At 65.5% G+C, this 24,409-nt stretch carries 23 protein-coding genes; 9 read left to right on the forward strand and 14 right to left on the reverse strand.

Annotation, left to right across the window (positions count from 1 at the left end; all coding sequences use genetic code 11):
• Window positions 1-2 precede the first annotated feature (2 nt).
• From AC1PPL_RS00595 to AC1PPL_RS00605, 3 genes are read right to left on the reverse strand one after another with little or no spacing between them, the layout of a single operon-like run.
• On the reverse strand, window positions 3-1,217 hold the full coding sequence (locus AC1PPL_RS00595; RefSeq protein WP_015913258.1) for a cytochrome D1 domain-containing protein: 1,215 nt from the start codon (window positions 1,215-1,217) through the stop codon (window positions 3-5).
• The gene (locus tag AC1PPL_RS00600; protein ID WP_479972393.1) at window positions 1,214-1,558 is read right to left on the reverse strand and encodes a c-type cytochrome; all 345 of its coding nucleotides are present in this window, start codon (window positions 1,556-1,558) and stop codon (window positions 1,214-1,216) included. The genes AC1PPL_RS00595 and AC1PPL_RS00600 overlap by 4 nt, the downstream gene beginning before the upstream one ends.
• 19 nt (window positions 1,559-1,577) lie before the next feature.
• Window positions 1,578-3,302, reverse strand: coding sequence for a nitrite reductase (locus AC1PPL_RS00605; RefSeq protein WP_011805163.1), 1,725 nt, complete (start codon window positions 3,300-3,302; stop codon window positions 1,578-1,580).
• Between the two features lie 210 nt (window positions 3,303-3,512).
• Here AC1PPL_RS00605 and cobA point away from each other — a divergent pair, with 210 nt between their 5' ends.
• Together cobA and rng are read left to right on the forward strand one after the other, a co-directional pair.
• Window positions 3,513-4,337 (forward strand): uroporphyrinogen-III C-methyltransferase, encoded by an 825-nt coding sequence (cobA, locus tag AC1PPL_RS00610; protein WP_041839006.1) that lies wholly within the window; start codon window positions 3,513-3,515, stop codon window positions 4,335-4,337.
• A 76-nt stretch (window positions 4,338-4,413) separates the two neighbouring features.
• Window positions 4,414-5,901: a ribonuclease G gene (rng, locus tag AC1PPL_RS00615; protein ID WP_103738269.1), complete on the forward strand. Its 1,488-nt coding sequence runs from the start codon at window positions 4,414-4,416 to the stop codon at window positions 5,899-5,901.
• Between the two features lie 405 nt (window positions 5,902-6,306).
• Here rng and AC1PPL_RS00620 read toward each other — a convergent pair whose 3' ends face one another.
• The 5 genes from AC1PPL_RS00620 to lptF all read right to left on the reverse strand — a co-directional run bounded on the left by AC1PPL_RS00620 (window position 6,307) and on the right by lptF (window position 11,214).
• Window positions 6,307-7,458, reverse strand: coding sequence for a pyridoxal phosphate-dependent aminotransferase (locus AC1PPL_RS00620; RefSeq protein ID WP_479972394.1), 1,152 nt, complete (start codon window positions 7,456-7,458; stop codon window positions 6,307-6,309).
• Window positions 7,459-7,598: 140 nt separating this feature from the next.
• Window positions 7,599-8,540, reverse strand: coding sequence for a CysB family HTH-type transcriptional regulator (locus tag AC1PPL_RS00625; protein WP_047351197.1), 942 nt, complete (start codon window positions 8,538-8,540; stop codon window positions 7,599-7,601).
• A 74-nt stretch (window positions 8,541-8,614) separates the two neighbouring features.
• Window positions 8,615-8,998: a sirohydrochlorin chelatase gene (locus AC1PPL_RS00630; protein WP_015913264.1), complete on the reverse strand. Its 384-nt coding sequence runs from the start codon at window positions 8,996-8,998 to the stop codon at window positions 8,615-8,617.
• 18 nt (window positions 8,999-9,016) lie between these two features.
• The gene (gene lptG, locus AC1PPL_RS00635) at window positions 9,017-10,126 is read right to left on the reverse strand and encodes an LPS export ABC transporter permease LptG (RefSeq protein ID WP_015913265.1); all 1,110 of its coding nucleotides are present in this window, start codon (window positions 10,124-10,126) and stop codon (window positions 9,017-9,019) included.
• A complete protein-coding gene (gene lptF, locus AC1PPL_RS00640; protein WP_088886830.1) occupies window positions 10,123-11,214 on the reverse strand; it encodes an LPS export ABC transporter permease LptF in 1,092 nt (363 codons plus the stop codon). The genes lptG and lptF overlap by 4 nt, the downstream gene beginning before the upstream one ends.
• A 23-nt stretch (window positions 11,215-11,237) precedes the next feature.
• Here lptF and AC1PPL_RS00645 point away from each other — a divergent pair, with 23 nt between their 5' ends.
• From AC1PPL_RS00645 to AC1PPL_RS00660, 4 genes are all read left to right on the forward strand, one after another.
• Window positions 11,238-12,728 carry a leucyl aminopeptidase gene (locus tag AC1PPL_RS00645; protein ID WP_479972395.1) on the forward strand — a complete coding sequence of 497 codons (1,491 nt, stop codon included), beginning with the start codon at window positions 11,238-11,240 and terminating at the stop codon, window positions 12,726-12,728.
• Window positions 12,729-12,753: 25 nt separating this feature from the next.
• Entirely contained in the window at window positions 12,754-13,194 is a 441-nt protein-coding gene (locus AC1PPL_RS00650; RefSeq protein ID WP_479972396.1) for a DNA polymerase III subunit chi, read from the forward strand.
• Window positions 13,191-13,619 carry a hypothetical protein gene (locus tag AC1PPL_RS00655; RefSeq protein WP_479972397.1) on the forward strand — a complete coding sequence of 143 codons (429 nt, stop codon included), beginning with the start codon at window positions 13,191-13,193 and terminating at the stop codon, window positions 13,617-13,619. Before AC1PPL_RS00650 ends, AC1PPL_RS00655 begins: the two co-directional genes overlap by 4 nt.
• A 139-nt stretch (window positions 13,620-13,758) precedes the next feature.
• Window positions 13,759-14,886, forward strand: a complete 1,128-nt coding sequence (locus tag AC1PPL_RS00660) for a branched-chain amino acid ABC transporter substrate-binding protein (RefSeq protein WP_015913269.1) — start codon at window positions 13,759-13,761, stop codon at window positions 14,884-14,886.
• A gap of 83 nt (window positions 14,887-14,969) precedes the next feature.
• Here the strand turns inward: AC1PPL_RS00660 and AC1PPL_RS00665 are convergent, their stop codons facing one another.
• On the reverse strand, window positions 14,970-15,977 hold the full coding sequence (locus tag AC1PPL_RS00665; RefSeq protein ID WP_015913270.1) for a D-2-hydroxyacid dehydrogenase family protein: 1,008 nt from the start codon (window positions 15,975-15,977) through the stop codon (window positions 14,970-14,972).
• A gap of 262 nt (window positions 15,978-16,239) precedes the next feature.
• Between AC1PPL_RS00665 and AC1PPL_RS00670 the strand changes: the two genes are divergently transcribed.
• The 3 genes from AC1PPL_RS00670 (at window position 16,240) to AC1PPL_RS00680 (ending at window position 18,175) form a co-directional block, all read left to right on the forward strand.
• The gene (locus AC1PPL_RS00670) at window positions 16,240-16,752 is read left to right on the forward strand and encodes a hypothetical protein (protein WP_049756523.1); all 513 of its coding nucleotides are present in this window, start codon (window positions 16,240-16,242) and stop codon (window positions 16,750-16,752) included.
• 135 nt (window positions 16,753-16,887) lie between these two features.
• Window positions 16,888-17,640 (forward strand): 2OG-Fe dioxygenase family protein, encoded by a 753-nt coding sequence (locus AC1PPL_RS00675; protein ID WP_479972590.1) that lies wholly within the window; start codon window positions 16,888-16,890, stop codon window positions 17,638-17,640.
• Between the two features lie 94 nt (window positions 17,641-17,734).
• Window positions 17,735-18,175, forward strand: coding sequence for a universal stress protein (locus AC1PPL_RS00680; protein ID WP_015913273.1), 441 nt, complete (start codon window positions 17,735-17,737; stop codon window positions 18,173-18,175).
• Between the two features lie 95 nt (window positions 18,176-18,270).
• Here AC1PPL_RS00680 and AC1PPL_RS00685 read toward each other — a convergent pair whose 3' ends face one another.
• The 5 genes from AC1PPL_RS00685 to AC1PPL_RS00705 form a co-directional block, all read right to left on the reverse strand.
• Window positions 18,271-19,263 carry a Bug family tripartite tricarboxylate transporter substrate binding protein gene (locus AC1PPL_RS00685; protein WP_015913274.1) on the reverse strand — a complete coding sequence of 331 codons (993 nt, stop codon included), beginning with the start codon at window positions 19,261-19,263 and terminating at the stop codon, window positions 18,271-18,273.
• Window positions 19,264-19,407: 144 nt separating this feature from the next.
• Entirely contained in the window at window positions 19,408-20,592 is a 1,185-nt protein-coding gene (gene bktB / locus AC1PPL_RS00690; protein WP_287805052.1) for a beta-ketothiolase BktB, read from the reverse strand.
• 109 nt (window positions 20,593-20,701) lie between these two features.
• Window positions 20,702-21,484, reverse strand: a complete 783-nt coding sequence (locus AC1PPL_RS00695; RefSeq protein WP_479972398.1) for an SDR family NAD(P)-dependent oxidoreductase — start codon at window positions 21,482-21,484, stop codon at window positions 20,702-20,704.
• Window positions 21,485-21,515: 31 nt separating this feature from the next.
• Window positions 21,516-22,184, reverse strand: coding sequence for an RluA family pseudouridine synthase (locus AC1PPL_RS00700; protein ID WP_479972591.1), 669 nt, complete (start codon window positions 22,182-22,184; stop codon window positions 21,516-21,518).
• Window positions 22,185-22,239: 55 nt separating this feature from the next.
• Window positions 22,240-24,402: a PAS domain-containing hybrid sensor histidine kinase/response regulator gene (locus AC1PPL_RS00705; protein WP_479972399.1), complete on the reverse strand. Its 2,163-nt coding sequence runs from the start codon at window positions 24,400-24,402 to the stop codon at window positions 22,240-22,242.
• Window positions 24,403-24,409 lie beyond the last annotated feature (7 nt).

The raw sequence follows: 24,409 nt of genomic DNA on the forward strand, positions 1-24,409 counted from the left end.
GCTTAGAACCCCATGCGCTGTGCGCGGGCAGTGAAGAAGATGCCGCTGGGGGCGTCCACGTCCAGCCTGGCTTGGGACTGCAAGGTGTGCGTGTCGTAGACCTGAACGCGGTTGTCGTCACGGCAGCTGATCCAGACCGATTCGCCGCGCGGCGTGAATTCCATGTGCAGCACGGCCTTGCCGGGCTCCAGCGTCTGCACCACGCGCTGGCTCGGTGTGTCGATGACCTGCACGCGGTTGTAGTCTGGCACAGAGAAGTTGACCCACACCTGACGTCCGTCGGGCCGCGCCATCACGAACACCGGCTGGCCCGCGACCGGAATGCGGCCGACCTCGGCCCAGGTGGCGGTGTCGACAACCAGCACCTCATGGCGGCCAATGGCCGGCAGATAGGCATGGCCCCCCGCGATGGCCCAGCCGCGCAGATGGGGCATTTTGTACACCGGCAGCGGTTGCTGGCCGCGGCCGTAGCCTGCGAGGATGCGGCGCACGCGCGGCGGGTTGTCCCAGAGGTCCACCATGGCCAGGCCGTCTTCACCGAACAGGCCGGCGATGTAGTGGCGTCCGTTGGGCGAGACCAGTGCGTCGTAGGGCTGGCGGCCGATGTTGGGGATAGTGGTGACCTGCGGCTTTCGGGGGTTGGAGCAGTCGGCGATGCAGATGGCGTTCGCGTCGAACAGGCTGTAGATGAACCGGCGCTGCGGCAGGTCGGCCAGGCCGACGACGCGCGAGCGTTCGCCGCTGGCCGTGTGGGCGGGAAGGTCGGCCAGCAACTCAAGGGTGGCGGCGTCGAAGACCTTGACGCCGCCGGGCGTGTAGTTCTGCGCCACGACCAGGCTGCCGTCGGCGCTGATGGCGCCACCGATGGAGTTGCCGGCCTGCATCACGCGGCCCGTGATGTGCTGGGTGAGCAGGTCTACCTGGGTCAGGCCGCCGTCGCGGCCGAAGACGTAGGCAAAGCGCTCGTCACGCGAGAACACCACCGAGGCGTGCGACAGGTCGCCCAGGCCGGTAACGCGGCCCACGGCTTCGCGCCGGCTGGTGTTGATCAGGGTGAGTGCGCCCTTGGCGCGCTCGATGACCACGCCCAGATCGCCCGTGCCCTGCAGCGTGGCTGCAGGAGCGGCGGATGTGGAGGTGGTGGAAGAGGGAGCCGCACAGCCCGTGGCAATCAGGGGTGCACTGGCGGTAAGGGAGAGCAGGGCACGCCGTTTCATGGGGCGGACCTCCTGTTTTCTTCGGGGAACCCGTTGGCCAGCTGTTCGGCGATCCACAGGGCCTCGCTTCCCTGCAGCATGGCGCTCCAGGGCGGCATGGGTGTACCGGGGATGCCGTGGGTGATGACGGCAGCCAAATAGTGGGGTGGCTTGCCGGCCAGGGCCTCGCGGGTGAGCGCGGGACCCAGGCCGCCCGTCAGGCGCATGCCATGGCACGAACCGCAGTCCTGCCGCACCATGCGCACGAGCTGGGCGGCTCGGTCAGGGTCGGGCGTGCCCTGTGCGCCGGCCGCCGAAGCGGCCAATGCCAGGACCAGGGACAGGAACGCGGTGCGTGACATGGCTGGCCTTCGAAGTGCGTCAATAGACGTCGTGCTGGGTGTTGTACACGTTGAAGTGGCCGGTCGGCGTGATCAGGCGCGGATCCTTGATCACGGACTTCAGCTTGAGCGTCTTGTCGTCCACGACGACCAGCGCACTTTGCTTGTCCTTGGCCGACCACACGGCGAACCACACTTCGTCACCTGCCTTGTTGTACTCAGGCTGGGTCACGCGCTTGGCGCCACCGTCATCGGGCAGGCCTGCCCATTCGGCGATCGGCAGCGTGACGTAGCCCTTGTCCAGGTTGTTGATGTCGAACACCACCACGGCTTGCGAAACCTTGGGATCAGGATTCAGCGGTGCGTCGGACCACAGGTGCTTGGACTTGGGATGGGTCTTGATGAACAGCGCTCCGCCGCCCGGGCCCTTGAGCTTGGCCACTTCCTTGAAGGCGTATTGCTTGTTCTTCTGCGGGTCGGTGCCGATCAGCGAGATGGTCTCGTCGCCCAGGTGACCCGTGGCCCACACCGGACCGTACTTGGGGTGCGTGAAGTTGGCGCCGCGGCCGGGGTGGGGGATCTTGCCCACTTCGGTCAGACCGGCCAGCTTGCCGTCCTTGGCGTCGATCGCAGCAATCTTGTTGCTGTTGTTGGCAGCCACCATGAAGTAGCGCTTGGATGCATCCCAGCCACCGTCATGCAGGAAGGGGGCCGAGCCGATCTCGGTGGTCTTCAGCGCATTCAGGTTGGAGTAGTCCACCATCATCGTCTTGCCGGTTTCCTTCACGTTCACCAGGAACTCGGGCTTGTAGTGCGATGCCACGATGGAAGCCACGCGCGGCTCGGGGTGGTATTCCTGCGTGCCGACGACCATGCCGCGGGTGGACACGATCTTCAGGGGCTCCAGGGTGTTGCCGTCCATGATGGTGTACTGGGGAGGCCAGTATGCACCGGCGATCGCCAGCTTGTCCTCATAGCCCTTGAACTTGGAGGTGTCCACCGAGCGTGCTTCCAGGCCCACGCGGATTTCAGCCACGTTGTCGGGCTTTTCCATCCACAGGTCGATCATGTTGATCTTGGCATCGCGGCCGATCACGAACAGATAACGCCCCGAAGCCGACATGCGCGAGATGTGCACCGCGTAGCCGGTCTTGACGATGTTGATGATCTGCTTGGTGTCGCCGTCGATCAGCGCCACTTCGCCCGTGTCGCGCAGCGTGGTGGAGAAGATGTTGTCCAAGTTGTACTTGTTCATCTTCTTCTTGGGACGCTGGTCTGGCGGCACGATGACCTTCCAGGTGTTCTTGGCGTCGGCCAGGCTCCACTCGGGCGGTGTGGGAGGGTCCTGCTGGATGTAGCGGGCCATCAGGTCCACGGTCGCCTCGTCGAATTCGCCGGACGTCTGCCAGTTGGGCATGCCGGCAGGCGAGCCGTAGGCGATGAAGACCTTGAGGTAGTCCGTGCCCTTGGGCAGGGTCACGTCCGGTGTGAGCGGCTTGCCCGTGGCGCCCTTGCGCAGCACGCCGTGGCAGCCCGCGCAACGCTCGAAGTAAATCTGGCGTGCGCGGTCGAACTCGGCCTGCGTCATCTTGGGTGCCTTGGGGTTCGTGCTCTGGTACATGGGCACTTCCGCCAGCGGCGATCCGCCTGCCTGGTAGTTTTTCTCGGCCTCCGAGACTGGCTTGGCGTCCTGCGCCATAGCGGTGGCAGACACCAGGGTGGCGGCCGCTAATGCGACCAGCCTGGCGATCCTCTTTGCTGTCATTGTGGGTCCTCTGCGTCACGGATCAGCGCTTGGGTGGGCCCTGGCGGCTGCCACGGCCACTCTCGCGAGGTCGCTGTCCATCCCCTCTTCATGCGAGTGGGAGCATCGTCGCAGCGGGTGTTGCCGCTGTCCTTGAACTGGTTCAAGGACGCAAACGGTGCAGCCTTTGAACAATGGAGCCACCCCATGATCCGCAAAGGAGAGGCCCATATGAGCTTCATTGAAGATGCGCGCTGGTTCACCGTGGCACCCGCAGCAGGAGAGTCCGGACAGCCCCCGAAGCCTGGACACGTGACGCTGGTGGGCGCAGGCCCGGGCGACCCTGAGTTGCTCACGCTGCGCGCCGTCAAGGCCCTGCGCGGCGCGCGCCTGGTGCTCTACGACCACCTGGTCGGCAAGGAGGTGCTGCGCTACGTGGCTGAGGATGCCGACCTGATCTACGTGGGCAAGCAGTCCTCGCACCACACGCTGCCGCAGGAATCGATCATTGACCTCATGGTGCGCCTGGCGCGCAGCGGGCGCAGCCTGGTGCGTCTGAAAGGCGGCGATGGCTTCATCTTCGGCCGTGGCGGCGAAGAGGTGCAGGCACTGGCCGAGGCCGGTATCGCGTTCGACGTGGTGCCGGGCATCACCGCCGCGCAGGGCGCGGGCGCCTGCGCCGGCATCCCGCTCACGCACCGCGACCACTCCGCGACCCTGGTGTTTGCCACCGGCCACCTGCGCGGCGACAACGAAGTGGCGCTGGACTGGGAGGCGCTGGCGCGCCCGCGCCAGACCGTGGTGATCTACATGGGAATGGGCACGCTGCCGATCATCTGCCGCGAACTGGTGCGCCACGGCCTGCCGGACAGCACGCCCGCAGCGCTGGTGGAGCAAGCCTCGCTGCCCGGGCAGCGCTGCATCACCGGCACGCTGCAGGACCTGCCCGCGCTGGCGCAGCAGCACCGCGTGCGTCCGCCGGCGCTCATCATCGTGGGCGACGTGGTGGCGCTGCAGCCGCAACTCATGCAGGGCATGCTGGCGACGATGGTGTGACGGGCGCCGGCCGCCGGTAGGGCGGCGGGGAGCGCTGGTTCTGAGGCATCATGGGCGCCTCATCTGGCAAAAGCCCATGCAACAAGACATCCTCATCAACTGGTCGCCGCAGGAAACGCGCGTGGCCGTGGTCGAAAACGGCGCCGTGCAGGAACTGCACGTGGAGCGCACGCTGGAGCGGGGCCTGGTCGGCAACGTGTACCTGGGCAAGGTCTCGCGCGTGCTGCCGGGCATGCAATCGGCCTTCATCGACATCGGGCTGGAGCGTGCGGCCTTTCTGCACGTGGCGGACGTGTGGCACCGCCAGGAAGGCGGCGAGGCGCCGATGTTCGCGCGCAAGAACGAACCGCCCGTGCCCATCGAGAAGCAGGTCTTCGAGGGCCAGGCGCTCATGGTGCAGGTCATCAAGGACCCCATCGGCAGCAAGGGCGCACGCCTGTCCACGCAGATCAGCATCGCCGGGCGGTTGCTGGTCTTCCTGCCGCAGGACGACCACGTGGGCGTGTCGCAGAAGATTCCCCAGGCCGAGCGCGACGCCTTGCGCACGCGGTTGCAGAAGCTGGTGGATGACCAGGCATCGGGCAGCAGCGGCGGCTTCATTTTGCGCACCAATGGTGAGGACGCCAGCGACGAAGAGCTGGCCGAAGACATCGCCTACCTGCGCAAGACCTGGGCAGGCATCCGGCAGGCAGCGCTGACGCATCCGCCCACCTCGCTGCTGTACCAGGACCTGAGCCTGCTGCAGCGTGTGCTGCGCGACCTGGCGGGCGAGCAAACGCAGAGCATCCGCATCGATTCGCGCGAGCAGTTCGTGGCGCTGAAGGCGTTCGGCAATGAATTCATGCCTGCGGCCGCCGCCAAGCTGCAGCTGTACAAGGGCGAGCGCCCCATATTCGATCTGTATTCCATCGACGAGGAGATCGCCCTGGCGCTGGGCCGGCGCGTGCAGCTCAAGTCGGGCGGCTACCTCATCGTGGACCAGACCGAGGCGCTGACCACCATCGACGTGAATACCGGCGGCTACGTGGGCGCGCGCAACTTCGACGACACCATCTTCAAGACCAACCTGGAGGCCGCGGGCGCCATCGCGCGGCAGTTGCGCCTGCGCAACCTGGGCGGCATCGTCATTGCCGACTTCATCGACATGCTGCGCGAGGACCACCAGGCCGCGGTGTTGGCGGAGTTCCGCAAGCAGCTCGCGCGCGACCGGGTCAAGACCATGGTGGGCGGTTTTTCACAGCTGGGCCTGGTGGAGATGACGCGCAAGCGCACGCGCGAATCGCTGGCGCACATGCTGTGCGAGCCGTGCCCCACGTGCCAGGGCGCGGGCCAGGTGAAGACCGCGCGCAGTGTGTGTTACGACATCCTGCGCGAGGTGCTGCGCGAGGCACGACAGTTCAATCCACGCGAGTTCCGCGTGGTGGCATCCCCGCGCGTGGTGGAGCTGTTCCTGGACGAGGAGAGCCAGCACCTGGCGGGCCTGTCGGACTTCATTGGCAAGCCGATCTCCCTGCAGGCCGAAAGCGCCATGGGCCAGGCGCAGTACGACATCGTGCTGTTGTGAGTTGAGGTCAAATTGGTTTTTGGCGCTTGTGGGGCGGGCGCTAGCAGCTATCAAAAACATACCAAAGTCGTGAGCCAAGGTGCGCCGCGTCTGTCGCCCGTGCCGGTCGACGGCGGAAAGGTCGAGGTGAATACGATCCCCTCTCGTGCTCCCCAGGTGTTCCGGCGTTGGCGGGCGGGCAATGGTGGCGTCCGCCGTACTGCCCCACGGCTTGCTCGGCTGCGCGGCGCAGTGGCGCGACTTTCCGCGGCACCTGTGTGCCACACGGGGTGTCACAGGTGCTGGCCCGCGCCATGCGCTACGTCGCTCGCCGTCGATTGCGTGCGCCAGGAGGCAACGCTCCTGGGTGCTATTGAATGATGAGCTGCTAGCGCTTGCTGGATAAGCGCGGCGGCCTGTTTGGGCTTAAAGCGTGCGCAGGCGTTCGATGGCCGCACGCAGCGTTTCGTCCTTCTTGGCGAAGCAAAAACGCACGACGCGCTGGTCGAAGCCGTCGCCATAGAAGGCCGACAGGGGAATGGCGGCCACGCCGATCTCGCGCGTGAGCCACTGGCAGAAGTCCGCTTCGTTCAGGTCGCTCACGGCCGAGATGTCCACGCACTGGAAGTAGCTGCCGGTGCTGGGCAGCAGCTTGAGTCGCGAGCCCTCCAGACCCTGGCGGAACAGGTCGCGCTTGGCCTGGTAGAAGGCCGGCAGCTGCAGGTAGGGCGCGGGGTTCTGCAGATAGTCCGCGAGGCCGTACTGCATGGGTGTGTTTACGGTGAACACATTGAACTGGTGCACCTTGCGGAACTCCGCCGTCATGGCGGCGGGGGCAGCCACCGTGCCCACCTTCCAACCCGTGACGTGGAAGGTTTTGCCGAAGCTGGAGACGATGAAAGCGCGTTCCGCGAGGCCCGCGAAGCGCGCGGCGCTCTGGTGCTCGGCGCCGTCGAAGACCATGTGCTCGTACACCTCGTCGCTGATCAGGAGCACGTCCGTGGGGGCCAGCAGTTCCTCCAGCGTGCGCATGTCGTCGGCCGTCCACACGGTGGCGCTGGGGTTGTGCGGCGTGTTGATGATCAAGAGGCGCGTGCGCGGCGTGATGGCCGCCGCGATCTTGGCAAAGTCAGGGCGGAAGCTGCCCGGCGTGAGCGGCACCCGGACCACGACGCCGCCGGCCAGTGCGATGTTGGGCACGTAACTGTCGTAGCAGGGCTCCAGCACGATCACCTCGTCGCCCGGCTGCACGCAGGCGAGGATGACGGTGAGAATGGCTTGGGTCGCCCCGGCTGTGATGGTGATTTCGGCGTTGGGGCAATACTGGCGAGTGTGGAGTGCTTCAATTTTTGAAGCAACGGCCTGTCGCAGCGCGGGCACGCCGGCCATGGGAGGGTACTGGTTGTGGCCGGCCTGCATGGCGCGCGTGACGGCGTCGATCAGCTGCGGGTCGCAGTGGAAGTCAGGAAAGCCCTGGCCGAGGTTCACGGCCTGGTGTTCGGCCGCCAGCGCGGACATCACGGTGAAGATGGTGGTGCCCACGTTGGGCAGGCGGCTGGGAAAGTGGGGCGTGGTCATTGGGTGTCACTCATTCAAAACTGGCGCAACGCGTGGCGTTCCGACGGCCGCATGCTTTGCGAACACGGGTCTTGGGGCGGGCTTGCCCAGGCCGCTGGCGTCGTCCCCATGCGGGAAGCCTTAAAGCGGCTCAGGGCGCATCACAGCTCATAGTCGTTGACGTGCCCGGTCATGGCGCGGGCGATCAGGTCGCGGCTCAGGCGGTCGCTCAGCAGCTCGGCGAACTTGTAGACGAAGTTGCGCAGGTAAGCACCGCGCTTGAAAGCCACGCGCGCCACGCTCTGACCGAACAGATGGCCGACGGGGCGCACGACGAGGTCGCCCAGTGGGTCGTCGCGCATGGCCATCTCCGCCACGATGCCGATGCCCAGCCCCAGGCGCACGTAGGTCTTGATCACGTCGGAGTCGATGGCCTCCAGCACGATGCGCGGCTGCAGCTTGCGGGTGGCGAAGGCCTGGTCGATCTTGCCGCGCCCGGTGAATGAGGGGTGGTAGGTGATGAGCGACTCGTGCGCGATGTCCTCCAGCCCCACGCGCTCCTTTTGCGCCAGCGGATGGCTGGGTGGCAGCACCAGGACGTGCTGCCACTCGTAGCAGGGCAGGGTGACGAGGTCGGGATACTCCGCCAGCGACTCCGTGGCCATGCCGATCTCGGCCACTTCGTCGATCACCATGCGCGCCACCTCGTGCGGCGTGGCCTGGTGCAGGCTGATGTTGACCTTGGGATACGCCTCGCGCAGCTTGGCCACCGGTACGGGCAGCACATAACGCGCCTGGGTGTGGGTGGTGGCAATGGCGAGGGTGCCGCTGTCCTGGGCGCTGTACTGCTCGCCGATGCGTTTGAGGTTGCCCACCTCGCGCATGATGAGTTCGATGCTCTTGAGCACGTGCTGACCGGGCTCGGTCACGCGCTTGAGCCGCTTGCCGTGGCGCGCGAAGATGTCCACGCCCAACTCGTCCTCCAGCTCGATGATCGCCTTGGATACCCCCGGCTGCGAGGTGTGCAGTGCCTTGGCGGCCTCGGTGAGGTTGAGGTTGCGGCGCGCCGCCTCTTGAACGAAGCGAAACTGGTGCAGATTCATATTGAAATGCGGCTAAGAAGTCGCATCATTATGCTGCATCAATCTAACGATGGACGCGAAAGGCGCAGATATCGTTACGGCACCAATGCTTCGGCGGCAATGCGCGCCATCAGTGCCGTCATGCGTTCGTCCTCGCCGATGGGAGGGCTGAGGTGCAGGCGCATCTGTGGAAACGCCTGGGACAACTCCTCGACCATGCGGGGGAGATCTTCGCGCGCATGCCGCCCGGTGCCGAGAAACATGGGCACGATGCCCACCTGGGTGATGCCCTGCGCCGCCATCGCGGCAATCGTTGAAGGCAGGTCGGGCGTGCACAGCTCCAGGTAGGCGCAGCGCACATCCAGCGCGGGCTGCTCGGCGCGCATGCGCGCGAGCACCGCCTCCATGGGCAGGCGCCACAGGGGGTCGCGGGAGCCGTGTGCGAACAGCACGATGCCGTTGGTACTAGGGTTCGTCATGTGTCTACTGCGGTGGGTCTAGCGCCTCAATACCAGCCATCCAAACGCTGCCAGCGAAAGCACGGAATAGATCAGGCCCGGCGCGGCCGCGGTCAGCCAGGGCGACCAGTTCTGCAGATTGCCCGCGAAGCCGAACACATTGTTCAGCAGGAAGAAGCTGATGCCCGCCATCACCCCGCCGAACACATAGCCCGCAATACCCCCCGAGCGGAAATGCAGGTAGGCGAAGGGCAGGGAGAGCACCACCATCACCAGGCAGCTCAAGGGGTAGAAGACCTTGCGCCAGAACTCGATCTCGTAGCGCTGTGCCGACTGGCCGTTGGCCTCCAGGTGGCGTACGAAGCGGAACAGTTCGATCGTCGCCATCTTGTCCGGCTTGAGCAGCGACGCGGCCACCATGTCGGGGCTGATGCGCGTGGGCCAACGCAACGTGGGCTCTTGCAGGCGCGACACGCGCATGCCGCCATCGGCCTCGGCCTCAAAAAGGGTGCGCTCGACCTGCTGCAGATTCCACGCATCGCGGGCGTCGTCGAAGGTGGCCTGTTCCGCCTGGATGGTAGCGGCGACGCGTCCGCGCGCATCGAACTCGAACACCCGCACGCCGCGCATGGCGCCATTGGGGTCCACGGCACGCACATTCACAGCGATCGAATGGTCGCCCTGGCGCTCCTTCAGCCATGCGCCCGTGGCGCCAGTGCTGATCTGGCCCAGCCGGCGGGCTTTCACGAGGGAGGCCGCTTTTTCGCTCGCCGGGGCAATGTAGTCCCCGACGATGACTGTGACCATGACGAACGCGCAGCCGAGCATCAGCAGCGTGCTCAGCGCCCGCCAGGGACCCAGCCCACTGGTGCGCATGATGGTGAACTCCGAACTCTGCGCCAGCCGTGCCATCACGAAGATGGTGCCAATCAGCACGGTGATGGGCAGCAGTTCGTAGAGGTGCTGCGGCAAGCTCAGCGCCACGAACAGCAGCGCGTGCGAGAGCTGGTAGCCATTGGCGCCCGCGCGGCCCACCCAGCGTAGCTCGTCCACCATGTCGAAGAAGAAGAACAGCGCGAGGAAGGCGAGGGTGACGAAGGCCACACCCACGACGACTTCGCGGTAGATGAAGCGGCGGATGGTTTTCATGCCGTCCTCCTGCCCAGCAGGCTGCGCAGCGACCAGTGGTTGTGGCGCGCGGCCAGCAGCAGCAGGCCCAGGGCCAGGGTACCGCCGTGCAGCATCAGCATGAACGGTAGCAAGCCCAGCCTGCCCACGCCGATCCATGTCTGTCCAACGGTCATGAGGTTGTAGTACACGACAAAGGCGAACAGTGCGAACACCAGGCTGGTGCTGCGCCCCGCCCGCGGGTTGACGACGGCCACCGCCAGGCCCAGGACGACGAAGTTCAACGCGGCCAGCGCCATGCCGATGCGCCAGCCCAGTTCCGCCTGGTGGCGCGGCTGCGGGTCGATGACCAGCTCCCAGGTGTCGCGGGTCTTGATGGAGGCCGCCTCGGGGTCGTTCTGCGATCCGCCACCCACAAGCGTGCCGTACTCGGCAAATTCACTGACGCGCAGGCCCGGCTTGTCCCGCAGCGTCTCCAGCCGCTGCCCGTTGCTCAACAGCGCCATGCGTTCGCCATTGCGGATCTCCAGGCGCGCGCTTTGCGCGGAGGTGACCGTCTCGCGGTTGGGTTCGTTGGTGGCAATGAAAACGTTGCTGGCCGAGTTGGCATCCGGTGCGTCCTTGTCAATGAAGAACACGCGTGAGCCATTGGAGGATTCTTGGAATTCCCCAGGCGCGATACGGTCCACGTCGCTGCGCTGCTCGTATTGCGTCTTGAGCTCCTGGATCTGCCGGTTGGCCCAGGGCCAGACCACGAGCGACAGCGCGGCGATGGTCAGCATGACGGGCCAGGAAAACCGGAACAGCGGTGCCAGCAGGCTCATCAGTCCGCGTCCTGCCGAAAACCAGATGACCATCTCGCTGTCGCGGTACATGCGCGACAGCGCCCCCACCACAGTGACGAACAGGCTCAGGCTGAGGATGGTGGGCAGTTGTCCCAGCACCGTGAAACCCATGACCAGCATCACGTCGGAAGGGTTCACGCTGCCCCGGGATGCCTGGCCCAGCGTACGGATCAGCATCATGGTCATCACGACGGTGACCAGAACCACCAGGGTCGCGCCGAAGGTGCGGGCCAGCTCCTTGCGAATGGATGAATCGAATAACATTGGCTCGAAGGAAAACGCTGATTATGAACTTCGAACTGAAGACGCTTTCGCTGGCTGCCGCTGCTGCGTACAAATGCGACCTGCTGGTGGTGTTGGTGCCTGAAGGCTTCCTGCCGGGCAGCGACGTGTTGTCTACCCTGACGGCGCATGCGCTCAAGCAAGGCGATCTGGAGGTTAAACCGGGCAAGCTCCTGCAGTGCTACGCCCCCGCCGGTGTTGCGGCGCGTCGGGTTGTGCTGCTGGGGTGCGGTGCGGCCGATGCACATGCGGTGCGCCAGGCCATGCAAGCCTTGGCCCCCTCGTTCAAGTTGCCGTCGGTCAAGCGCGTGGCGCTGGTGTTTGGAACCTCGGCCCAGCGGGGCGCCATCGGCGCTGCGGTGCGTGCGGTGGCCGATGGGAGCTATGTCTATACCGCCACCAAGACCAAGGCTGAGCCGCGTGCCCTGCTGCGTGTCACCCTGGGCGTGCCCGATGCGGGTGCAGCGCAGCCGGAGTTCGCCACGGCCACGGCCGTGGCGGCCGGTGTAGAGTTTGCGCGCGAGTGGGCCAATCGCCCTGCCAACCATGCGACCCCCACGCTGGTGGCCAATGCCGCCAAGACGCTTGCGAAATACCCCGGCGTCCAGTGCCAGGTGCTGGGCCCTACTGAGGTGGCCAAGCTGGGCATGGGGGCGTTTCTGGCGGTGGCTCAAGGATCCGATCAGCCGCTTCGCCTGGTGGAATTGCGCTACAACGGCGCGGCCCGCACGCAGGCTCCCGTGGTGCTGGTGGGCAAGGGCATCACGTTCGACACTGGGGGGATCTCGCTGAAACCCGCGGCGGAGATGGACGAGATGAAGTTCGACATGGGCGGGGCGGCGAGCGTCCTGGGCGTGTTCCGGGCGCTGGCGGAACTCCGGCCGGCGATCAACGTGGTGGGCCTCATTCCTGCGTGCGAAAACATGCCCGATGGTAAAGCGGTCAAGCCGGGCGATGTCGTGACGAGCATGAGCGGCCAGACCATCGAAATCCTCAACACAGACGCAGAAGGGCGTCTGGTCCTGTGCGACGCGCTGACCTACGCGGCACGCTTCAAGCCAGCCGCCGTGGTGGACATTGCCACATTGACAGGCGCTTGTGTGGTGGCGCTTGGTGGCCTGCGCAGCGGACTGTTTGCCTCCGATGACCTATTGGCGGAACAGCTCCTATCGGCAGGCGATGCCGCGCTTGACCCCTGTTGGCGTATGCCCTTGGATGACGAGTACGCAGAAGGGCTCAAGAGCAATTTTGCCGACATGGCCAATGTCGCAGGCCGGGCCGGTGGTTCGATCACCGCCGCGAAGTTCCTGCAGCGCTTCGTCGGGGACACGCCGTGGGCACACCTGGACATTGCCGGGACGGCTTGGAAGGGCGGCGCCGCCAAGGGCGCCACCGGCCGGCCTGTGGGACTGCTGGTGCACTATCTGCTGGAGCGGGCGACGGTGAGTACCGTGAAACCCAAGCAAAAGACGCGCAGCCGCAAGTCGGTGGCTTGAGGGCCATGTCGTTGGAGGTGCGCGCATGACACAGGTGGCATTCCACTTCAATGCACCCGACAAACTGGCGTATGTCTGTCGCCTGGTGCGAAAAGCCACCCGGCAGGATGCGCGGGTGACGGTCACGGGTGATGCAGACACCTTGCTGCGGCTGGATCGCCAGCTCTGGGCGTTAGCGCCCTCGGATTTCGTTGGCCATTGCCTGGGAGACGCCGACGAGGAAATTCTGCATGCCTCTCCCACCGTGTTGGTGCAAGACCCTCGTACCAGTCCGAATCGGGACGTGTTGGTCAACCTGGGAAATGTCTTGCCCGAGGGATTTGCGCAGTACGCTCGGGTCGTGGAGGTGGTCAGCCAGGCGGATGAGGATGATCGGAAGCGCGCGCGGGAGCGCTGGCGCGGCTATGCCGCGCTGGGGTATGACATCGTTCGCCACGATCTGGTACTCAAGGAAAGCGCGGGATGACAACACCCACCAAGAAACCTCCCAGATTCGTGCCCACGCTCACCGACGTGGTGCAGATGCCCGAAGCCGAAGGGAGCTCGGCGCGTCCGTCGCCTACGGTGACACGACCTGCGACCACCGCTGCGTCGCTCTCTGTGCCTTTGCCAGCGGCTCCGCATTCACCACCGCCCCTCGCAGCTCCCGCGCCCGTTGCGCCGCTGCCTGCAGGGCTGCCCTACGGGTTTGAGGAGTACGTGGTGCATCGCGTGATGCAGCGCGTGGACGTCGTGCTGGACCAACGTTTGCGCGAGGCGATCGCAGTGGTGGTACAGGAGCAGACACGGTCCATGGTGCCTCGTCTGCGAGAGGAAGTGGAATCGGTAGTGCGGCAGGCCGTCTACGAAGCCGTGGCCGAGGAACTGGCAGGCGAGCGCAGCGGCCATTGATGCTGCGTCAGGGTATTTCCCTGTGTCGTTTCGCAGAACCTCCTTGTGTTCCCTAGTGATGTGGAACATAAATTGCGATATGTTTCTCCGCGTTGGTTCACAACAATATTTCCAGCGCTTTTCTTAATTGGAGATCCATATGCAACTGAAGTTGAAAATGACCGTGGCTGCTGCGATCGCAGCGGTTGCCGGTGTGGCCGCTGCTCAAGAGGTGGTGAAGATTGGTCACGTGGCACCGGTCTCCGGCGCCCAGGCGCACTACGGCAAGGACAACGAAAACGGCGCTCGCATGGCCATTGAAGAGCTGAACGCCCAGGGCGTCACGATCGGTGGCAAGAAGGTGAAGCTGGAATTGGTGGCGGAGGACGATGCCGCTGATCCCAAGCAAGGCACGGCGGCCGCACAGAAGTTGTGCGATGCCAAGGTCGCGGGGGTGGTCGGGCACCTGAACTCGGGCACCACGATCCCTGCTTCCAAGGTCTATAACGACTGCGGGATCCCCCACGTCACTGGCGCCGCAACCAACCCCAACCTGACGCGCCCCGGCTACAAAACCACCTTCCGCATCATTGCGAACGACAACGCTCTGGGTGCTGGACTGGCGGCTTACGCGGCGGAAACCCTGAAGCTGAAGACCGTGGCCATCGTGGATGACCGCACCGCTTATGGCCAGGGCGTTGCCAACGTGTTCAAGCGCGTGGCAGCCGAGAAAGGCATGAAGGTTGTGGACGAGCAGTTCACCACGGACAAGGCGACGGACTTCATGGCCATTCTGACGGCCATCAAGGCCAAGAACCCCGATGCGATCTTCTTCGGCGGCATGGATCCTCAGGCAGGTCCCATGTTGCGCCAGATGGAGCAACTGGGTTTGGCCAACACGAAGTATTTTGGTGGGGATGGCGTATGCACCACGGAAATTGCCAAGCTGGCGGCAGGCGCCAAGACGCTGGCTAACGTGATTTGCGCAGAGGGTGGCGCATCCCTGGCCAAGATGCCTGGCGGCACGGCCTGGAAGGCCAAATACGACGCCAAGTACCCCAACCAGTTCCAGGTCTACAGCCCGTACACCTATGACGCGACCATGCTGCTGGTGGACGCTATGAAGCGCGCCGGCTCCTGGGACCCGAAGGTGTATATCCCCGAGTTGCTCAAGTCCAACTACAAGGGCGTGACCGCGAACATTGCGTTTGAACCCAATGGCGAAATGAAGAACCCGGCCATTACGCTGTACACGTACAAGGAAGGCAAGAAGACGCCGTTGAACTGATCGATCTGGTCCGCCTCTCCTTGAGGCGGATCTCGTAAAAAAGGGCTCCTTGGGGAGCCCTTTCTCTTGATATCAGCAACCGTTCAGCGTCGAACCTGCAGCGCGCCGGGGTTGACGATATTCGAGGGCGTGCCTTTGATGTAGTTCACCACATTGTCAAAGGCGGCTCCGAAATAAAGCTCGTAACTGTCTTGTTCGACGTAGCCGATGTGTGGTGTACAAATACAGTTCTCAAGCCGCAACAGCGCGTGGCCTTGCAAAATGGGCTCGCTTTCAAATACATCCACTGCAGCCATGCCCGGGCGGCCTCTGTTCAATGCGGCGATCAGGGCGTCCGGCTCGATGAGCTCGGCACGTGACGTATTGACGAGAAGGGACGTCGGCCGCATGCACGACAGGTCCTCTAGTGTGATCATGCCCTGCGTTTCCTCGGTCAAACGCACATGCAGTGAAACCACATCGCATTGGGAGAAAAACTCTGCCCGTGTGGCCGCTACCTGCAGGCCGTCGCTCAGTGCCTGGACCCGTGAGGCTTCCCGCCCCCACACGCGCACGTTCATCCCAAAAGCGCGCCCATAACCTGCCACGATCTGCCCGATCCTGCCGTAGCCCCAGATGCCCAGCGTCTTGCCACGCAAGACATTGCCCACCCCGAAGTTAGGCGGCATGGATGCGGCGCGCAGGCCCGACTGTTGCCATGCGCCATGCTTGAGATTGGCGATGTACTGGGGAAGGCGGCGCATGGCGGCCATGATGAGAGCCCATGTGAGTTCCGCTGGCGCAACGGGGGAACTCACGCCTTCAGCGACGGCGATTCCCCGCTCGGTGCAGGCAGCAAGGTCAATGTGCGCGCCCACGCGGCCGGTCTGGGCAATCAGCTTCAGGCGCGGCAGCTTGTCCACCAGTTGGCGCGTGATCTGCGTGCGGTCGCGGATCAGCACGATGACATCTGCGTCCCGCAAGCGCACCGATAGCTGCCCCAACCCCTTGACGGTGTTCGTGTAGACCTTTGCGGAGTAGGGGTCCAGCCGTGCCGCGCAATGCAGCTTGCGCACGGCGTCCTGGTAATCGTCGAGTATTACGATGTTCATCTTGTCCACTTACTGCGCACACAGTGGCGCAGCTTTGTTTCTCTGCAATGGTTCCAACGGAGCGCATTGCCGGTCTCAATGAATCATTGTCGCTGATAAGAAAACCTGTGCAGCGTAGTTCCATCGACAAGCACCAGGCGCATTACCGTGGCGAATACGCTATTGCTTACATCTTTCAGAGAGTATCTGCGCCTTTTTCCCATTTGTGCAGTTACAAATGGCCGTGCATTCCACCAGTTTGTTTTTGGCATCAGCAATCACCATGAAAAACCGCGAGCCTCACTCCCTCTCCTCAACCCTCCAACTGGCCCGCGGTTTGGCTATGGCCTTGGCCGTGGCAGCCTCCGCCGGGGGCGTGGCAGCCCAGACCTACATCAACGCCACGGTGGGCGGACAAATTGCTCCCGGCGTCTACGGCCGCGTGGATATCGGCAACAGCGCGCCTGCGCTGCTGTACCCGCAGCCGGTGGTGATCGCACCTCCCGCGGTCTATGTTCCCCGTTCGCCCATCTATATGTATGTGCCGCCGGGCCATGCCAAGAACTGGTCCAAGCACTGCGCGCGCTACTCTGCTTGCGGTCAACCCGTGTATTTCGTAAAGGAGCCCCCGCGCCGGCCCGGCAAATTCCGCGATGACCGCGACCGGTTCGATGGCCGATCGTTTGACGATGGCCGCGGCCACTGGAACGGCCGCGACCGGGATGATGACCATCGCGGCCGTGGGAATGGAAAAGGCAACGGCAACGGCCGAGGCCACGGGCGCGGTGATCGCTGAGGCAGGCCTAAAGCCTGGTATCTGATGGCCGCAGCACGATGAGGGTTCAGGCTTTTCAAGGGAGACATTTCCCACCCGGAGTTTTCGCGCCAACACTGCGTGTGCTCGGCGGTGTTGCCTTAAGCTTGTGTGCCTATGGCACATGTGACGTTCTCCCCTCCCTATACACCGCCCTCACAGGTCGTCGCGCAGTTGCGTGACCGGGGTTATGCGGTGCTGCAACCCCGGGACACAGCGACATGGGTAGGATGTGCCCTGCGCGATTTGGAGGCCCTGGGGGCCGACTGGTCAGATCTGCCCCCGGATGACTACCTCAAGGACGGAGGCCGGTACCGCAGGCGGCGCCATTCCTGCTTCATTGTCGAGGGGCCCGCCGTGAACCAGGCACCGCACCGCGCGCACTGGCAGCCGGTGGAGTACAACGCGCTGCACGGAGGGCTGCAGCGCTGGTTTGCGCCCATGCGTGACGAAACGGTGGCTCGACCGGTGTGGCGGCAACTCATGCAGGCGGCTGCGGGCCTCTCGCAAGCGATGTGCGGGCAGCCGTCTCAACCCTGCTACATCGAAGCACATCAGTTCCGCATTGACACCGAGGGCGGCATCGGCCGTCCGACACCCGAAGGCGCGCACCGCGACGGCGTGGACCTGGTGGCGGTGTTCCTGGTAAGCCGCCAGGGCATCAAGGGTGGAGAGACCCGCATCTTCGAAGCCACGGGCCCGAATGGACAGCGGTTTACCTTGAGCGAGCCCTGGTCCGTCATGCTGCTGGACGATGCGCGCATGATCCATGAAACCACACCCATCCAGCCCACCGAAGATGGCGGCTGGCGCGATACCCTGGTGGTTACCTGCCGGGGCGGTGGCTTTCAAGGGGATGCGTCCCAATAATTGATGCGAATCAAGCCTTGGAGGCCGCGTACGCATCACACTCGTTGTTGTTGCGGGCCTTCCAGGCCTGCCACCCTAACCAAAAGGAGGTTCCATGTTCAAGCACATTCTGATTCCCGTCGATGGCTCGGAGACGTCCATGAAGGCCGTGGCCAAGGCGGCAGCGCTGGCCAAGACCTTCGGCAGCGCCGTGACGGCGCTGTACGTGATCGACCCTTATCCCTTCACGGGGGTGGGCGCCGATTTCGCCTACGGCCAGGCGCAATACCTCAGTGCCGCGACGGCCGAGGCGAACACGGCCCTGGACGCCGCCAAGGCCGCTGTCACCCAGGCAGGCGTCGCCAGCGTCAACACCATGGTAGGCGAGGGGCATGCGATCCACGACGGCATCCAGCGCGCCGTCGAGAGCACGGGCGCGGACCTCATCGTGATGGGATCGCACGGTCGCCGCGGGCTGGAAAAATTGGTGTTGGGCAGCGTCACACAGCGCGTGCTGGGCGTGGCCCACGTGCCGGTGCTGGTCGTGCGGGATTGACCCGGGGCGTACGTCGCCACACATGAAAACGGCTCGCAACGCGAGCCGTTGTCTTTTCGCGCCTCGGTCACGGAACGGGGCGCTGCGAGCACGGGTTATTCAATCCGTGCACCCGAGGCTTCCACGATACCCTTCCACTGCACGTATTCGTTCTTGAGCAGGGTCGAGAACTGTTCCGGCGACATGGCCTGCGGCTCTGCGCCTTGCGCTTGGATGGCAGCCTTCATGTCCGCGGTGGCGAGCAGCTTGTTGACTTCCGCGTTGAGCGTGTTCACCACGGCTGGCGGCGTGCCTGCCGGCGCCAGCACGCCGTACCAGGTGCTCACGTCAAAGCCCTTGAAGCCGGACTCGGCCACCGTGGGCACGTCGGGCAGCGACGAACTGCGCTTGGCCGAGGTGACCGCCAACGGGCGCAGCTTGCCCGCCTTGATCTGACCCATGGCCGAGGGCAGCGACGAAACCAGCAGTTCCACATTGCCCGCCAACGCATCCATGAGTGCCGGGTTGGAGCCTTTGTAGGGCACGTGGCTCAGCTTGATGCCGGCAGCTTTCTCGAACAGGTCGCCCGCCAAGTGAATGGAGGTGCCGTTGCCGGGCGAGCCATAGGTGACGGTGCCCGGCGCGGCCTTGGCGGCCGCCACCACGTCGGCCAAAGACTTGTACTTGGAGTTGACACTCGTGGCGATGACCACTGGCGTGTACGCCACGTGGGCCACGGCCGTCAGGTCCTTGGTGGGGTCCCACGGCAGGTTCTTGTACAGCCAGGGGCCGATGACCAGATTGTCCTTCTGGCCCATGACGATGTCATAGCCTGTGGGAGCGGCCTTCACCGCCTCGGTAATACCGATGGTGCCGCCAGCCCCCGGCTTGTTGTCGGCCACCACGGTCCATTTGTTGGCTTCCGTCAGCTTGGCGGCGACCAGGCGGGCCAGGATGTCGGTGCCGCCGCCGGGCGGGAAGGGCACGATCAAACGGATGGGCTTGGCGGGATAGGTGCCGGCAGCGGGTGCACTGGTCTGGGCATGGGCGGGCATAGCGCCCAAGGCACAGGCAAGGGTGGCAAGAGAAAGGATATGTCGACGAAGCATGGGGAAAAAGTCTCCTGGAGAACCTGGTATGGAACATGGCGCATCTGGCGCGCGCCCGCCTGGATGATGGCCCAGCCATCGTGGGCCGCACCGTGCCGAAGCGCGCGCATACCATCGCCATCGGCGATGGCGGGGCGTGGCGTGTCAGAGGCGCTCAAAAATGGCCGCGATGCCTTGCCCACCGCCGATGCACATGGTCACCAGCGCGTACCGGCCCTGGATGCGCTGCAGTTCGTGCAGTGCCTTCACGGTGATCAGCGCACCGGTGGCGCCGATGGGATGGCCCAGCGAAATGCCCGACCCGTTGGGGTTGACCTTGGCCGGGTCCAGGCCCAGGTCGCGCGTGACGGCGCAGGCCTGCGCGGCAAAGGCCTCGTTGGCCTCGATCACGTCCAGGTCGTTGACTGTGAGGCCTGCCTTCTTGAGCGCCAACTGAGTCGCGGGCACAGGGCCGATGCCCATGTACTTCGGGTCCACGCCCGCATGGGCGTAGGCCACCAAGCGCGCCAAAGGCTTTGCGCCACGGGCCTGCGCTGCCTTGGCATCCATCAGCACCACGGCGGCAGCCGCATCGTTGATGCCCGAGGCATTGCCCGCCGTCACCGTGCCGTTGTCTTTCGCAAACACGGGCTTGAGCTTGGCCATGTCGTCCAGTGTCGCGCCGGCGCGGAAGTGCTCGTCGGTGGCGTATTGCACCTCGCCCTTCTTGCTCTTGAGGGTGACCGGGACGATCTGGTCCTTGAAGTAGCCCGCTGCCGTGGCACGCTCGGCACGGTTGTGGCTCTCCACGGCCAGGCGGTCCTGGTCTTCGCGCGTGATGCCCCACTTGGCGGCGATGTTCTCGGCCGTCACGCCCATGTGGATGTTGTGGAAGGGGTCGTGCAGGGCGCCGATCATCATGTCGATCATCTTGAAGTCGCCCATGCGCGCGCCCCAGCGGCTGGCGAGGCTCGCGTAGGGTGCGCGGCTCATCACCTCCGCGCCGCCGCCGATGGCCACGTCGGCATCGCCCAGCTGGATGGTCTGTGCGGCCGACACGATGGCCTGCAAGCCCGAGCCGCACAGGCGGTTCACGTTGAACGCGGGCGTGCCCTCGGCGCAGCCGCCCTGGATGGCCGCCACGCGCGAGAGGTACATGTCCTTGGGCTCGGTGTTCACCACGTGGCCAAACACCACATGGCCGACGTCCTTGCCGTCCACTTGCGCGCGTGCCAGCGACGCGCGCACCACGAGCGCGCCCAGTTCGGTGGGCGGAATGTCCTTCAGGCTACCGCCAAAGGTGCCAATGGCGGTGCGCACGGCACTGACTACGACGACGTCACGGGACATGGTTTTCTCCTGTAATGGTTTTAAATCAAATCAGGCTCTAGCGCTTATTGGATAAGCGCTAACAGCTACAAAATGCATAGTAATGGTTGCACTGCGCCGGGGCACGGCATCAGGCCTCGCGCACGTCGGCCACGGGGTTGGCGCCGAAGTCTGTACGCTGCAGCCAGGCGAGCACGCGGGCAGCTGCGGCGTCTGGCGAGGTGAGCATGCCGCCCGTCTTGAGGGCGGCGAAGTTCTGCACATCCGGAAAGTCGGCCGGGTTGGCGCCGCGCAGTTGGATCTGCATGTCGGTGTCGATCACACCGGGAGCCAGCGAGCATACCTTGGCGCCGTGGTGCTTGGCGGCTTCGTCCAGCGCCAGGCACCGCGTGAAATGGTCCATGCCGGCCTTGGCCGCGCAGTAGCCCGACTGCGACGCCATGGCGCGACGCCCCAGCCCCGAAGAGATGTTCAGCACCCTGCGCGCCACGGAGTGGGGCGGTGCAGCCCAGCCTTCGGTCGCGCCCAGGAAGGCGGCCGTCAGCAGCATCGGCGCCTCCAGTCCCACGCGCAGCGCGTTGGCCAGCTCGGCCATGTCCTGCGGGCTGGTGCATGCCGACAGCGGCGCGATGCGGGGGATCACGCCGGCGTTGTTGATCAGCGTGGCGCTGGCGTACCGGCTGGCAGGCTGCGTGGCCAGCCATTCGCGCAGGCGCTGAGCGGCCTGCGCAGGCTGGGCCAGGTCCACGCTCCATTGCTCCAGCGTCGCGCCCTGCGGCACGGCCGTGGACAACGGCGCAGAGGTGCTGCGCGCCAGGCTGATCAGCGTGTTGCCGGGTTTCAGCAACTGGTGTGCCATGGCCAGGCCCATGCCGCGTGAGCCGCCGGTGAGGATGTAGAGGTGTTGCGTCATGCGGGCATGGTAACGGCCACGCACGCGGCGATCAAAACGGCGGTGCCGAGGCAAACGCGCACCAGCCACCCTGCAGCGGGTGCGCGAACTCCAGCACGCAGGCGTGCAGCAACAGGCGCGGTGCGCGGGCTTGTACGGACGCATCGGCATAGAGCTGGTCGCCCAGGATGGGGTGGCCCAGTGCCGCCAGGTGCACGCGCAGCTGGTGCGTGCGACCGGTGACGGGTTCCAGCTCCACGGAGGTGGTGTCGCCGGCGGCGTCGTGCGCCAGCACGCGCCAACGCGTGAGGCTGGGCTGGCCGTGCGTGGCATCCACCACGCGCAGCGGACGGCGTTCCCAGTCCGCCGCGATGGGCAGCGCGATCTCGCCCCAGCCGTCCGCGTGCGCAGGGTCGGGCGGCGGCATGCGGCCCGCCACCACGGCGCGGTAGCGCTTGTGCACCAGCCGCTGGGCGAAGCTGTGGCTGAGGGCCCGCTGCATCGCGGCGCCCCGCGCCATGAGCACCAGTCCCGACGTGGGCTGGTCCAGCCGGTGCACGATGAGCGCGTCGGGCCACAGCGCCTGGGCGCGCGTACTCAAGGCATCCTGCTTGTCGGGGCCCCGTCCGGGCACGCACAGCAATCCCCAGGGTTTCTCCAGCACCAGCAGCGTGTCGTCCACGTGCACGCTGCGGACGCCCTCTGATGGGCTGGCCGGCATGCCCTGCAAAGGTGCATGCGCCCCCGCCGTCTGCACGGCCTGCGGTGCTGTCAACTCAACCGCCATGGGCCAGCCGGTCCACGGTCGCGCACAGCTCTTCCACGTCATTGGGCTTGTGGATCAGCGCGCGTGCGCCTTCGGCCAGCGCGGCCTGTTCGATTTCCGCCGTCACATAGCCGGAGGCCAGGGCCACTGGCAGGTCGCTGCGGATGGTGCGGGCCGCGCGCACGAGATCCAGGCCCGAGTAGCCCGGCATGTTGTAGTCCGTCACCAGCAGGTCGTAGCGCTCGGGGTGGGCCTGCAGGGCGTCTGTGGCTTGGTGCGGGTCGGTGAAACCGCTGACCTCGTAGCCGCGGCGGCGCAGCAGGCGCTGCACCAGAAAGACCAGCGCCTCGTCGTCGTCCACGTACATCACGTGCAGCAGGCGGTCTGTTGCCGGCGCCACCGCGGGCGGGCTGGCGGGCGCGACCGGCGCGGGAACCTCCGGCAGGGCGGCCACCATGGCGTCCGATGCCACGGGAAAGTACAGCGTGAAGCGGCTGCCCTCGCCGGGTGCGCTGTGCACGTCCACGCCACCACCGTGGGTGCGCATCACGCCGTGCACCACCGCCAGTCCCAGGCCGGTGCCCTGGCCCACGGGCTTGGTGGTGAAGAAGGGTTCGAAGATGCGCGACTGGGTGGCGGCGTCCATGCCCGGGCCGTTGTCATGCACGCGCACGGCCACGTAGTCGCCCGCGCTCAGGCCCAGGCTTTCGCGCATGCGCTGGTCGGGCTGGATCAGCGCAGCATCCACGCGAATGCGGCCACGGCGGCTGCCGATGGCGTGCACGGCGTTGGTGCACAGGTTCAGCACCGCTTGCTCCACCTGCGTGGCATCCGCCAATACGGGGGGCAGGTCGGGGGGGACATGCACGGTCAGCTCGATCTCGGGCGGCAGCGTGACCCTCAGCAGCCGTTCGGTGTCGTGCACCACCTCTGCCAGGGTGACGGCCGCACGCTTGGGCGGCTCGTTGCGGCTGAAGGTGAGGATCTGCCGCACCAGGTCGCGGGCGCGCCGGCCGGCCTTGTCGATTTCCAGCAGGCTTTCGTACATCGGCGTGCAGGGCGGGCAATCGGCTTTGGCCAGCTCCACGTTGCCCAGGATCGCATGCAGGATGTTGTTGAAGTCGTGCGCGATGCCGCCGGCCATGGTGCCGACGGCCTGCATCTTGTGCGACTCGCGCAGCTGTCCCTCCAGCGCGTTGCGGCGGGCTTCTTCGCGCTTGCGGGCCGTGAGGTCGCGGGCAAACACGGTGGTGGTCTCGCCTTCCGCATGGCGCTCGAACGAAACGCTGATCTCCACCGCCAGCTCGCGGCCCGATGCCGTGAGCGCCGTCATCTCCCCCAGCGCCGCCTGCGTGGTCAGTTGCGCGAACGCCAACACCTGCTGGGCCTCGGGCAGAAAGCGGCTCAACGGGCTGCCCAGCGCGTCGCTGGTGGCGCACTGGAACAGCATCGCTGCTGTGGGGTTGAACACGGTGATGCGCTCGTGCTGGTCCACGCAGATGATCGCGTCGAGCGCGGAGTTGATCACCGCTTCCAGCCGGCGCTCGCTGGTGTGCAGTTGCACGTTGCGCTCCTGCAGCTCCTGTGCGCTGCGCTGCAGGGCCTGGCGTTCGGCAAGCAGCGGCCCTTGGTCGATCACGGCGCACAGAAACTGCGTGAGCGGCGCGTCCTGCTCGGAGCGCGACTCGATGCGTGCGATGTGCAAGTCGCCAGTGATGTGGCGGCCCTCGCTGATGTGGAACACAACCTCCGTGGCCTCGGCCGTGCCCATGGCCCGCGCCTGGTCGAAGGCCTCGCGTACACGCGGCGCGTGGCTGTCGCTCACGAAGGGCATCAGTGCCGTCAGGGGACGGTCCGTCTCGCGCGGTTGGAACGAGCGCTGTGCCATGGAGTTGGCCTGGATCACCATGTCATGCTCGTCCACCACCATGAGCGACAGCGGTACGCTGGAAAACAGGGCCTCGAATCGCTCGGAAGCGCTTTCGGCCGCGGCCTGGCTGTAGCGCAGCACCTGGTTTTGCGCCTCCAGCTCGGCCTGTGAGGCGCGCAGCTGCGCAATCAGCTCGGCCACGTCGCCGCTGGCCCGTTGAGGGCCGCGGCGCTCCGGCTGCTCAGGGGGGGACGAGGCAGGCTCCGCGGCGGGAAACAGCAGGGACAGGTCGGGGCGGCTCATGGGAATC

The organism is Diaphorobacter sp. B2A2W2 (genome assembly GCF_056730635.1).